This is a genomic window from Embleya sp. NPDC020886, from assembly GCF_044333915.1.
GTDB lineage: Bacteria > Actinomycetota > Actinomycetes > Streptomycetales > Streptomycetaceae > Embleya.
Genome location: NZ_JBIRRX010000007.1, coordinates 399,559 through 411,801, shown reverse-complemented (window position 1 = coordinate 411,801; position 12,243 = coordinate 399,559). Strand labels below are relative to the sequence as shown.

The 12,243-nt window shown below is 71.4% G+C and carries 8 protein-coding genes; 4 read left to right on the top strand and 4 right to left on the bottom strand.

Annotation, left to right across the window (positions count from 1 at the left end; genetic code table 11):
- Positions 1-51 precede the first annotated feature (51 nt).
- Positions 52-1,635, top strand: a complete 1,584-nt coding sequence (locus tag ACH4U8_RS25840; RefSeq protein WP_395780475.1) for an APC family permease — start codon at positions 52-54, stop codon at positions 1,633-1,635.
- A gap of 58 nt (positions 1,636-1,693) precedes the next feature.
- On the opposite strand, the gene ACH4U8_RS25835 is transcribed toward ACH4U8_RS25840, so the two are convergent.
- The 4 genes from ACH4U8_RS25835 to fhuB all read right to left on the bottom strand — a co-directional run bounded on the left by ACH4U8_RS25835 (position 1,694) and on the right by fhuB (position 8,268).
- Positions 1,694-2,068, bottom strand: coding sequence for an RNA-binding S4 domain-containing protein (locus ACH4U8_RS25835; RefSeq protein WP_360320651.1), 375 nt, complete (start codon positions 2,066-2,068; stop codon positions 1,694-1,696).
- Between the two features lie 235 nt (positions 2,069-2,303).
- Complete coding sequence (gene secA2, locus ACH4U8_RS25830) at positions 2,304-4,658, bottom strand: accessory Sec system translocase SecA2 (protein WP_395780473.1); 2,355 nt, start codon at positions 4,656-4,658, stop codon at positions 2,304-2,306.
- Positions 4,659-4,903: 245 nt separating this feature from the next.
- The gene (locus tag ACH4U8_RS25825) at positions 4,904-5,794 is read right to left on the bottom strand and encodes a SigB/SigF/SigG family RNA polymerase sigma factor (protein WP_395780471.1); all 891 of its coding nucleotides are present in this window, start codon (positions 5,792-5,794) and stop codon (positions 4,904-4,906) included.
- Positions 5,795-5,997: 203 nt separating this feature from the next.
- Complete coding sequence (gene fhuB, locus ACH4U8_RS25820; protein WP_395780469.1) at positions 5,998-8,268, bottom strand: Fe(3+)-hydroxamate ABC transporter permease FhuB; 2,271 nt, start codon at positions 8,266-8,268, stop codon at positions 5,998-6,000.
- Positions 8,269-8,459: 191 nt separating this feature from the next.
- On the opposite strand from fhuB, the gene ACH4U8_RS25815 reads away from it, so the two are divergent.
- The 3 genes from ACH4U8_RS25815 (at position 8,460) to ACH4U8_RS25805 (ending at position 12,218) form a co-directional block, all read left to right on the top strand.
- Positions 8,460-9,239 (top strand): 2,3-dihydro-2,3-dihydroxybenzoate dehydrogenase, encoded by a 780-nt coding sequence (locus ACH4U8_RS25815; RefSeq protein WP_379988632.1) that lies wholly within the window; start codon positions 8,460-8,462, stop codon positions 9,237-9,239.
- Positions 9,240-9,402: 163 nt separating this feature from the next.
- A complete protein-coding gene (locus ACH4U8_RS25810) occupies positions 9,403-10,590 on the top strand; it encodes an isochorismate synthase (protein ID WP_395780467.1) in 1,188 nt (395 codons plus the stop codon).
- Positions 10,587-12,218 carry a (2,3-dihydroxybenzoyl)adenylate synthase gene (locus tag ACH4U8_RS25805; RefSeq protein ID WP_395780465.1) on the top strand — a complete coding sequence of 544 codons (1,632 nt, stop codon included), beginning with the start codon at positions 10,587-10,589 and terminating at the stop codon, positions 12,216-12,218. Before ACH4U8_RS25810 ends, ACH4U8_RS25805 begins: the two co-directional genes overlap by 4 nt.
- The last annotated feature ends 25 nt before the right edge of the window (positions 12,219-12,243 follow it).

Genomic DNA, 12,243 nt, shown 5'->3' with positions numbered 1-12,243 from the left:
TTTTCGGTCGAACGGGTGTAAAACCACCCGTCTAGGACAGGACGGTTCGCCATGGCCACCATCGACCCCGCAAGACCCTCCCCGTCCGAACCGCCGCTGCGTCGCGCAGCCGGCGAGAAGGGCCTCAAGACCGGCGCGCTGGGCCTTGCCTCCAGCGTCGTGATCGGGCTCGCCTCCACCGCACCGGCCTACAGCATCGCCGCGACGCTCGGCATCATCGTCGCGGGCGTCGGCCTGCAATCGCCGATCGTGATGGTGCTGGCCTTCATCCCGATGTTCCTGATCGCCTACGGCTACAAGGAACTCAACGAGGACACCCCGGACTGCGGCACCACGTTCACGTGGGGTTCGCGCACGTTCGGGCCGATGACCGGCTGGATGGGCGGCTGGGCCATCATCGTCGCGGACGTCATCGTGATGGCCAACCTCGCGCAGATCGCGGGACAGTACGGCTTCCAACTGATCGGCGCCCACGGCCTGGCCGAGGACACGTTCTGGACGACGTTCGCCGGGGTCGTCTGGATCATCCTGATGACCTGGATCTGCTACGTCGGCATCGAACTGTCGGCCAACCTCCAGAAGGTGCTGCTGACCATCGAGATCGTGGTGCTGATCGCCCTCGGTCTGACCGCGCTGTGGAAGGTCTACCTGGGCAACGCGCCGGACGGCTCGGTGCACATCGGCTGGTCCTGGTTCAACCCGTTCGAGATCGACTCGATCGACGCGCTGACCAAGGGCGTCCTGGCCGCGGTGTTCATCTACTGGGGCTGGGACACCGCCGTCTCGATCAACGAGGAGACCGCGGACACCCGGCACACCCCGGGTCGGGCCGCGGTCGTGTCGACCGTGCTCCTGCTGCTGATCTATCTGTTGATCAGCACCTCGGCCCTGTCCTTCGCGGGTGCCGGCGACACCGGCAACGGTCTGGCCAATCCGGACAACTCCGGGGACGTCCTCTCCAGTCTCGGATCGAGCGTGTTCGGCACCGAGGGGTTCGGCTGGTTCATGGCCAAGCTGCTCGTGTTCATGGTGCTCACGTCGTCGGCCGCCTCCACCCAGACCACGATCCTGCCGACCGCGCGCACCGCGCTGTCGATGGCCGCACACCGGGCCATCCCGCAGAACTTCGCCCGCGTGCACCACCGGAACCTGGTGCCGACCTGGTCCACGGTCGGGATGGGCATCGCGTCGGTGGTCTTCTACGTCGCGATCACCCGGGTCAGCACGAACGTGCTCACCGACTCGATCGGTTCGATCGGGCTGGCCATCGCGTTCTACTACGGCATCACCGGCTTCGCGTGCGTCTGGTTCCACCGGCGGGTGCTCACCCGCAGCCGACGCGACCTGGTCACCAAGGGCGTCATGCCGGGCCTGGGCGGGGCGCTGCTGGCGTACTTCTTCGTCGACGCGTGCATCGTGTATTCGGACAAGGACTACGGCACGACCTACTGGACGCTGCCGTTCGCGCCGCACTGGCAGCTCGGCGGGGTATTCCTGACCGGGATCGGCGCGCTGCTCCTGGGCGCGGTGCTGATGCTCGGGTATCGGTTCGCGCAGCCGGCGTTCTTCCGCGGCGAGACGCTGCCGCGTGCGGTGGCGGAACGGAACCCGGCGGGCGGTCCGGTCGAGCCTTGACGTCGGACCCCGACCCGGTGGGCCCGGCTCGACAGTCGGGCCCACCATCGCTCATCGCTCAGCGCTCACGGAACTGCTCCAACACCCGCCGCTCGCGCTTTGTCGGCCGGCCGGCACCACGATCGCGCCGGGCCACCGCGACCTCTTCGCGCGGTGGCGGCGGGGGGCTGTTGTCGATCAGACACTCGGCGGCCACCGGCGGGCCGACCCGCTTGCGGACGATGCGCTTGACCACGACGATCCGCTCGTGCCCGTCCTGGCGCAGCCGCACCTCGTCGCCGACCTTGATCGCCTGCGCCGGCTTCACCTTGTCCCCGTTGACCCGCACGTGCCCGGCCTTGCACGCCGCCGCAGCCAACGACCGAGTCTTGGTCAACCGCACCGACCAGACCCAACTGTCGACCCGCACGGTCCCCTCGTCAGTCGCTCCCATCCCCCGACTCTAATACCGCCCCCACGAAGACCGACCCCCACGCCGAAGCAGCTCATCGAGCCCCGGGCCCCACGAGGACGCGGCAACCCTGCGCAAATTCGGCGCCGCCGCCGGACGCGGTGCCCGTTGACGCTGCCTGCACTCAAACCAGAATGGCCACCAGGCGCAGGCCGTGTCGGCGCTTGAATCCGCTCCCGGCCAGGGCGCCCGACCGACGGCTCGGTTCACGGTTCGTTCAGTCCTCCCGGCTCGCCGAGCGCAGGCGTTTGCCGATTCCGGTCAGGAAGGGTTCGTCGATCGCGGTGAAGTGTTGGTCGCGGACCATGTAGGTCCACGTCGAGGTGGGGCGTTGCACGTCGGAGCGTTCGAGGTCGAGGCCGGCGTCGGTGATGTGGGCGGTGTCGAGGCGGTCGGCTGCGGCGGATTGGGCGCGGGAGATAAGGGGGATGAAGGCGCGTTGGGTCTCGGCGTGGAAGGCTTCGAGGGGGTTCTGGCGGCCGAGGGCGCGCAGGTGAATGCCTTCGCGCAGGTCGGCGGTGCGGGCCAGGTGCTCGGTCCAGGCCGCGTCGAGGTCGTAGAGGAGGAGTTGCCGGGCGGCTTCGGCCAGGACCGATTCGCCTACCTCGTCCAGGAGTTCGGCCCAGCGCTCGGGGCGCAGGTCGGCCAGGACCAGGGCGGCCTCGTCGTCGTGCAGGATGCGCCGGCGCAGGTCGAGCACTTCCTCGCGCTGGAGCCGGAGTTGCTGGTTGTACCGCCATGTGGTGCGGTGTCCTTCGAGCAGCGTGCCCTCGGCCACCCGCTGCACGTGCTCGACGTAGCGCCGCACCGATGCGTCGCGGATGCGTCCGTCGTCCTCGACCCGGGCGGATCGGGGCGGCGGGTCGGACGCGTGCCGGGTGATCGATTCGTCGTCCAGGCTGGTCAGGAAGACCGAGGTGCCCGGGTCGCCCTGCCGGCCGGCCCGCCCGCGAAGCTGGTCGTCCAGCCGACGGGTGGGATATCTGCCGACGCCGACGACCAGCAACCCGCCCAGTTCGGCGACCCGTTCGTGGTCCTTCCCGTCCCGGCCGCCGAGCCGGATGTCGGTGCCGCGGCCGGCCATCTGGGTGGAAACGGTGATCGCCCCCACCGCCCCGGCCTCGGCGATGATCGCCGCCTCGCGGCTGTCGTCCCGGGCGTTGAGCACCGCGCACTCCAGGCCCAACTCCCTTATCGCGGCCCCGATCTGCTCGGACTTGGCGACGTCGCGGGTGCCCACCAGGATCGGCCGGCCGGTGGCGTGCGCGTGCTCCACCAGGTCGATCAGCGCGGCGTCGCGGGCCTGTTCGTCGTCGTACAGCCGGTCCGGCTCGTCGACCCGCACACAGGGCACGTTCGGCGGCAGGTCGCCGGTCTCCAGGCGGTAGAACTCGCGCAGTTGCTCGGCCACGATCACCGCGGTTCCGGTCATCCCGGCCACGGTCGGGTAGCCGCCGATCAGGTCGGCGACGATCAACTGGTCCAACACCTCCCCGCGCGGCCCGACGACCAGGCCCTCCTTGGCCTCCACCGCCGCGTGCAGCCCGTCCGGCCAGCGTTGGCGCTGGGCCAGTCGGCCGCGGTTGGCGTCCACCAGGCGGATCCGGCCGTCCCGGACCAGGTAGTCCACGTCTCGGCGCAGCAACACGCTCGCGTACAGCGCGACGTTGATCTGCGAGAGCCGGGCGTCCATCCCGAGCGCGAAGAGGTTGTCCACGCCCAGGGCGCGTTCCACCTCGGTCACCCCCGCGTCGGTGAGGTGCACCGTCATCCCGTCCGCCTCGGCCGCGAAGTGCAGGCCGTCGACCAGGCCCGAGACCACCCGGGCGGCCTCCGCCTCGTCCGAGCCCGCGGCCACCCCGCCGGCCAGGACGAGCGGGATCCGGGCCTCGTCGATCAGTACCGCGTCCGCCTCGTCGACGATCGCCACGTCCGGCTCGGGCAACACCAACTCCGAGGCGGTGGTGCGCAATCGGTCGCGCAGCGTGTCGAAGCCCACCTCGCCGACCGCGACATGGACGACGTCCCGGGCGTAGGCGGCCTGCCGCTCCGCGTGGGTGGACGCCTGGGTCACATAGCCGGCTTCCACGCCCAGGAGTTCGTAGACGGGCCACATCCACTCGGCGTCGCGGCGGGCCAGGTAGTCGTTGACCGACAACACGTGCACCCGCCGACCCTGGATCGCGAACCCGGCCGCGGCCAGCGCGCCGACCAGGGTCTTGCCCTCGCCGGTGGCCATCTCCACCACGGTGCCGCGCAGCAGGCCCAACACACCCAGGAGCTGTACGTCGAAGGCACGTTCGTCCAGGGCACGGTGGGCCGCCTCACGGCCCAGCGCGCACAGCTCGACCAGCACGTCGTCGTCCCACGACTGCCGGGTCTCACCTTTCGTGTCGGCCCGACTCCGCAGCGCGTCCGCCGCGGCGCGCAACTCCGCGTCGGTCAGGGCGCGCAGCGCCGCCTCCCGCTCTCCGGCCCGGCGGACCAGCGGGCGCAGGCTCGTCGAGCCCACCGTCCCCGCTCTGCCCAGGAAGCGACGTACGGACCGGGTGAGAGCACCGGACGAGCCCACTGGGCCTCCACTTCGGCGGGCGCGTGCGCACTCGCGTCGTCGACGTGTGGTGCGTCGGGCACTCCACGAGATACGACACGCGCCCGCGCCTCGTGTCCCCGACACCACCACCTCGGCCCGTACCCGACCCGAGGGCGCACTCGGGCCGAGAAGCTCGACCGAGGCAGCCGATCGAACAACGAAGCGGGGCCCGACCCTGTTCCCGTCGGCCCCGCTCCGTCGTCACCCGGTGGCACACCGTCGCGTCACTCGGCGAGCAGTTCCCCGCGCAGCCGGGTCAGGATGCGACTGAGCAGGCGGGACACGTGCATCTGGGAGATCCCGAGGCGTTCACCGATCTGGGCCTGGGTCAGCTCCTCGCCGAACCGCATCGACACGATCTCCCGGTCGCGTTGCGGCAGTGCCGCGAGCAGCGGTTTGAGTACGTGCAGGTTCTCCGCGATCTCGTAGCCCGGATCGACGAACGAGGACCGCATGGCGTAGCTCTCGGCGGGCCCGTTGTCCCCGGCCGGCGCGTCCAGCGAGGCGGCCGAGTAGCCGGCGGCGGCGGTCAGCCCCTCGGTGACCTCCTCGATGCCGATGCCGAGCCGCTCGGCCAACTCGCCGGGCGTCGGTTCGCGGTCGAACTCGTTCGTGAACGCGTCCCGGGCGCGGGCCAGTTCGATGCGCAGTTCCTGAAGTCGGCGGGGCACGTGCACGGCCCAGCTCGTGTCCCGGAAGAAGCGCTTGATCTCACCGGAGATGGTGGGGATCGCGAAGGTGGGGAACTCGGTCCCGAACGACGCGTCGAACCGGTCGATCGCCTTGATCAGGCCGATCGTGCCGACCTGGACCATCTCCTCGGTGGACTCGTGCCGCGAGCGATAGCGGGCGGCCACGAACCGGACCAACGGGATGTTGAGTTCGATCAGGGTGTTGCGCACGTATTGGTACTCGTGCGTGCCTTCCTCCAGCACCTTCAGTCGGTCGAAGAGCACCTTGGACATCGCTCGCGCGTCGCTCGCGGTGACGTCCGCCATGTCTTCGACGATCGGCAACTCGACCACCGGCGGTGCGGCCGCTGCCGGCGCGACCGGAAGAGCGGCCCCAGTGGCCTCCTCGGCGGCTGTGCAAGCGGTCGTGGCGCTCGGGTTCATGGTCGGCGTCCCCCTCTGATTCGTACCCGGTGCGTGCTGTTCGGTGCCCGGGCATAGTGCCCCGCCCCTTTGGGAGTACACCCGTTCGTCGCAATTTGTTGCCGCCGGAGCATGGCGGAGCACGCCGGATCGCGGTCGTGGGCGAGCACTGCGGCGGTCTTTGCACTGGCCGATCCGCCGCGCCGAGCGCCACCGACCGCCCCCTACGCGCGCGTTGCCCCCGAGCGTCCCAGCAGTACCCACAGCAGGAACGGGCCGCCGAGCACGGTGCTGACCACGCCGACCGGTATCTCCGCGCCGTCCAGCAGGATGCGACCGAGCATGTCGGCCAGCACGATCAGGATCGCGCCGACCAGCATCGAGCCCAGGATCGGCACCCGCAACGGCCCGGCCAGCCGGCCGGCGATCACCGGCGCGGCCAGCGCGATGAAGCCCACCGGCCCGCAGATCCCGACCGCCAGGCCGGCCAGACACACCGCCGCGATCAGGCAGACCAGTCGGATCCGGGCCGGATCCACGCCCAGCGAGGCGGCGGTCGAGTCGTCGAAGCGCAGTACGTCCAGCTTGCGGCCGAGCACGAGCGCGAGCGGGACCAGTACGGCCAAGCCGATCAGTACCGGCCCGGCGACGTCGTAGCCGCGCCCGTTCAGGCTGCCCGAACTCCACACGTACAGCGCGCTCGCCGAGTTGAGCGAGCGTCGGGACAGCACCACCTGGGTGATCGCCGAGGCCAGCGCGGACAACGCGAGACCGACCACCAGGACCCGGTAGCCGCGTTGGCCCAGGCCGCCGGCGACCGCGGTGACCACCAGCACCGCGACCATCGCCCCGATCGGCCCGGCCCACCAGGCGCCGAAGGTGCCGCTCGCGCTGAACGAGACGGAGATCAGCACGGCCGCAGTCGCGCCGTCGTTGACGCCGAGCAACTCCGGTGTGGCCAGCCGGTTTCGGGCCAGCGTCTGGGTCAGGCAGCCCGCCACACCCAGCGCCGCGCCGGCCGCCACCCCGGCGATGATGCGGCCGAGCCGGAACTCCCGGACGAGCAGCACGTCGAAGTGGTCGCCGCGGCCGAGGACCGCGTCGAACGTGCGGACCAGACCCAGTTCGCGTTGTCCGGCATACACGGACAGCACGATCGCGCCGAGCAGGACGACGGTGAGCACGATCGTGGTCAGCACGGCCCGGCTGGGCAACAACAGGGACAACCCGCCGCGCCGCAACACCAGGTGCTCGGGCAACGTGCGCAGTCGGCGCGGCAGTCGGGCGGCCACCGCCGGTCCCAACCTGCGCAGCGGCGAGCGGCGAGCCGCAGCACGGGTGGCCGGCTCGGCCGTTGCGGGGTCGGTCAGGCCCAGTGCGCCCAGCCGTCGGGAGCGGACCACGCCGATCAGCAGCGGCGCGCCGATCAGCGCGACGATCACCGAGACCGGCGCCTCGAACGGCCGGGAGACCACGCGCGCCGCGACGTCGGCGGCGGTCAGTACGGCCGCGCCGATCAGGGCGGCGAAGCACAGTTGGGCCGGGATGCGCGGGCCGACCAGGGTGCGGGCGAGGAAGCCGGCGAGCAGTCCGAGGAAGGAGATCGGGCCGACCAGGGCGACCGAGGACGCGGTGAGCAGGGTCACCGCCAGGGCGACCAGGACCCGGGTCAGGGCGGGGCGGTGGCCCAGGCTGCGGGCCAGGTCGTCGCCCAGTACCAGGGCGGACAACGAGCGCGAGCTCAGCAGCGCGATCGCGAAGCCGACCGCGAGCACCGGGGCCAGGCTGCCCAGCGACTCGAAGCCCTGGATGCCGGCCAGCGAACCGAGCACCCAGAAGCGGAAAGTGTCGTACGCCTCGGCCGAGTTGACGATCAGCACGTTGGTGATGCCGCCGAATGTCGCGCTCAGTGCCGCGCCCGCCAGCACCAGGCGCATCGGCGAACCGCCGCCGCGTTGACCGGAGATCAGCAGGACCAGCAGTCCCGCGACGGCCGAGCCGACGAACGCCCAGAGCAGGTAGCCGTATCCGGTCTGCACGCCGACCAGCGTGATGCCGAGCACGACGCCGAGCGAGGCGCCCGCGTTGACACCGAGCAGGCCGGTCTCGGCGAGCGGATTGCGGGTGACCGTCTGGAGCAGGCAGCCGGCCATGCCCAGCGCGGCGCCGGCGAGCAGCGCGGTCAGCGTACGGGGCAGGCGCAGATCGCGGATGACCAGGGTCAGATGGCTGTCCGAGCGGGCGCCGCCCCGATCGAAGAGGTAGTCGAACGCGCCGCCGGCGCCGACCTCGCCGGCGCCCACCGAGAGTGAGACGCCGGCCAGCACCAGCACCGCAGCGACCAGCGCGATCCCGGAGAAGAGCACCGTGCGCCGGCCGTGCGGGTTCCGCGACAGGGCGTCGGGGCGTTCGTCCGAGGGCGATTCGGGCGGCGCGTCGGCGGGGTCGCTCGGAAGGCCCGCCGAATTTCGCAGAATCGGCTGATGCACAGTCATAAGGTGAGGCTAACCTAAGCAGACAGGGCTCTTCGAGGAACCTCCGGGGAGATCGCCGCGCGGATCACCGGCGCCGCGAACGACCTCCGGAGGCAGCGCCGCCGGCTCCAGGGGCATCGACCACCGGTGCGAAGTTAGGTTAGGCTCACCTAAACTCCGACCCCGGAGTTGTGTTTGCCGAGGGGATTTTCGTGCACCCATCAGACCTCGCCGGCCGCATCGCGGTGGTCACCGGCGCCGCGCAGGGCATCGGTGCCGCCGTCGTCCGGGCCCTCGTCGACCACGGCGCGATCGTCGCCGCCACCGACCGCGACCCGGTCGGCGTCAAGAAGCTGATGACCGACGACGACACCGACGCGGTGGTCGCCTACCCGCTCGACGTCACCGACGGACCGGCGGTCACCGCCACCGTGGCCGCGATCGAACGAAACCTGGGCCCGATCGCGATCCTGGTCAACGTCGCGGGTGTGCTGCACACCTCACCGGTGACCGAACTCGGCGACCAGGCCTGGGCACAGACGTTCGCGGTCAACAGCACCGGGGTCTTCCACACCAGCCGCGCGGTGGCCGGTCCGATGGTCGAACGCGGTGCGGGCAGCATCGTCACCGTCGGCTCCAACGCGGCCGGCATCCCGCGCACCGGGATGGCCGCGTACGCGGCGTCCAAGGCCGCCGCGACCATGTTCACGATGTGTCTGGGCCTGGAACTCGCCCGCAGCGGCGTGCGCTGCAACGTGGTCTCACCCGGCTCCACCGACACCCCCATGCAACGCGCCCTGTGGACCGACGCGGACGCGCCCCGGCGGGTCCTCGACGGCGACCTGGCCAGCTACCGCACCGGTATCCCGCTGGGCCGGATCGCCGACCCGGCCGACATCGCCGAGGCGGTCGTCTTCCTCGCCTCCGACCGGGCCCGGCAGATCACCATGCACAACATGTACGTCGACGGCGGCGCGACGCTGCACGTGTGACGGACCCTCAGCACCTGTGCCGGGCCCGACCCACACCGTCCCGCCCGGCGCGGCGGACACCATCCCGCACCGGTTCGACACCGGCTCGTCGATCGAGCCGCCGCACGGCCTTTGCAGCACACGGCCTCCGCAACACCCCGCCGGAGAATCAAAGGAGCCTCAGGTGACCACCCCAGAAGCCACCGGCCTCGCCACAGTGGGCGCGGCGACCGCGCTGCTCGACGCGTATCGACCCGGCGACGCGCGCTTCCTCGCCACGCCCACCCGCACCCTGCTCACCCACGGCGTGCAGGCGGAAGTCGGGCACGACGAGCGGCCGTTGGCCGCCCGGGTCGCGGAGACCCTGGCCGCGGCGAGCCCGGTCGGCGGACGCGCCCCGATCGTGCTCGGCGCCGTCCCCTTCGATCAGGGCGAGCGCGCCGCGCTGGCGGTCCCGGAGGCGGCCGGCTGGGGACCGCCGCTGTCCGCCGACCCGCTGATCGTGCTGCCCGCGCCCGAACCGAGCTCCACCGCCTGGGACATCCGGTCGGTGCCCACGCCCGAGGCGTACGGAGTGAGCGTGGCCGAGGCGGTCCGGCGCATGCGCGCCGGCGCGCTGGACAAGGTGGTGCTGGCCCGCACCCTGGAACTGCGTTCGGCCCAACCGCCGGACATACCGGTGCTGTTGCAGCGCCTGGCCCGGCGCGACCCGCACGGCTACACCTTCGCGGTGCCCGGGGTGCCCGCCGGCAGCACACTGATCGGCGCCAGTCCGGAACTGCTCGTCTCGCGTACCGGTCGGCAACTGCGGGCCAACCCGCTGGCCGGCTCCGCCAAGCGCAGCAGCGACCTGGCCGAGGACGTACGACGCGCGACCGGCCTGCTCGAATCCGACAAGGACCTGCACGAACACGCCGTCGTGGTGGCCGCGGTGCGGGCCGCGCTCGCGCCGTTCTGCGAGACGCTGGAGGTGCCCGAGCGGCCGACCCTGGTCTGCACCGCGGCCATGTGGCACCTGTCCACCACGGTCACCGGCACGCTCCCGGACCGGAACCCGGCCTCCGCACTGGAGTTGGCCTGCGCGCTGCACCCGACCCCGGCGGTATGCGGCACCCCGACCACGACCGCCCGGCAGACCATCGCCGACCTGGAGCCGTTCGACCGGGGCCTGTACACCGGCATGGTCGGCTGGGGCGACGCGGACGGCGACGGCGAATGGGTGGTCACCATCCGCTGCGCCGAGGCGGACGCGGACACCCTGCGGCTGTACGCCGGCGCGGGCATCGTGACGGCATCCTCGCCCGAGGCCGAAATAGCCGAGACCGAGGCCAAGTTCCACACCTTCCTGCACGCCGTGGGTGGCCGGCCGTGAGCACCCCGAGCCTCGGTCCCACGTGGCCCGCCGAGTTCGCCGAGCGCTACCGGGCCGCCGGGTATTGGCGCGGCGAGACGTTCGGCGGCATGCTGCGCGAACGCGCCGCGGCGCACCCCGACCGGATCGCGATCGTGGACGGCGACCGTCGCTGGACCTACGCGCACTTGGACGAGCGGGCCGACCGGCTCGCCGCCGGGCTGCTCGCGCGCGGCATCGGCCGGGGCGACCGGGTGGTCGTTCAACTCCCCAACGTGGCCGAGTTTTTCGCCGTTGTCTTCGCGCTGTTTCGGATCGGCGCGCTGCCGGTGTTCGCGCTGCCCGCACACCGCGAGACCGAGATCGCCTACTTCTGCTCGTTCACCGAGGCCGTCGCCTACGTGATCCCCGACGTGTCCGAGGGCTTCGACCACCGGGCACTGGCGAGCCGGGTACGCGCCGACCTGCCCACGCTCAAGCACGTCCTGGTGGTCGGCGAACCCGGCGAACACACCGCACTGGCCGACATCGAACGCGACCCGGTGGAACTCGCCGACCCACCCGCCCCGGACGAACTCGCCTTCCTGCAACTGTCCGGCGGCAGCACCGGCGTGCCCAAGCTCATCCCGCGCACGCACGACGACTACATCTACTCGCTGCGCGGCTCGAACGAGATCTGCGCGGTGGACGCGGACAGCGTGTACCTGTGCGCCCTTCCCGCCGCCCACAACTTCCCGCTCAGCTCGCCCGGCACGCTGGGTGCGTTGTACGCGGGAGCCCGCGTGGTGTTGTGCCCCAAACCCACCCCCGACGTGGCGTTCGCGCTGATCGAGCGCGAACGGGTGACCATCACCGGGGTGGTCCCGCCGCTGGCACTGGCCTGGACCGTGGCGGCCGAGCGCGGCGGCTTCGACCTGAGCAGCCTTCGGGTACTGCTCGTCGGCGGGGCGAAGTTCAGCGAGGAGGCGGCCCGCCGGGTCGCCCCGACGATCGGCTGCACGCTCCAGCAGGTGTTCGGGATGGCCGAGGGCCTGGTCAACTACACCCGACTGGACGACCCGGACGAGCTGATCGTCACCTCCCAGGGCCGGCCGATCTCGCCCGACGACGAGATCCGGATCGTCGACGACGCCGATACGGATCTGCCCGAGGGCGAGACCGGTCACCTGCTCACCCGAGGGCCGTACACGATTCGCGGCTACTGGAACGCGCCCGAGCACAACGCGAGATCGTTCACGAAGGACGGCTTCTACCGCACCGGGGACGTGGTCCGCCGGCTGCCCTCGGGCCACCTGGTGGTCGAGGGCCGGGCCAAGGACCAGATCAATCGCGGCGGCGAGAAGGTCGCGGCCGAGGAGGTGGAGAACCACATCCTCGCCCACCCGTCCGTGCACGACGTGGCCGTGGTCGCGGTACCGGACGCCTACCTGGGCGAACGCACCTGTGCCTACGTGATCCTGCGTGCCGGGGCCGAGCCGCTCAAGCCGGTGGTGATCCGCCGGTTCGTGCGCGAACGCGGTTTGGCCGGCTACAAGGTGCCCGATCACGTCGAGTTCGTCGAGACGTTCCCGTACACGGGCGTCGGCAAGGTCAGCAAGAAGGACCTGCGTGCGGCGATCTCCGCCGGACTGGCCGAGAACGCACGCTGATTCGGGCGATTCACCCCTCTCCCCT

Bases quoted from the DNA above. Each gene is read 5' to 3' on its own strand.
- ACH4U8_RS25840 (WP_395780475.1), top strand. From the start codon at position 52: ATGGCCACCATCGACCCCGCAAGACCCTCCCCGTCCGAACCGCCGCTG.
- ACH4U8_RS25835 (WP_360320651.1), bottom strand. From the start codon at position 2,068: ATGGGAGCGACTGACGAGGGGACCGTGCGGGTCGACAGTTGGGTCTGG.
- ACH4U8_RS25825 (WP_395780471.1), bottom strand. From the start codon at position 5,794: ATGAACCCGAGCGCCACGACCGCTTGCACAGCCGCCGAGGAGGCCACT.
- fhuB (WP_395780469.1), bottom strand. From the start codon at position 8,268: ATGACTGTGCATCAGCCGATTCTGCGAAATTCGGCGGGCCTTCCGAGC.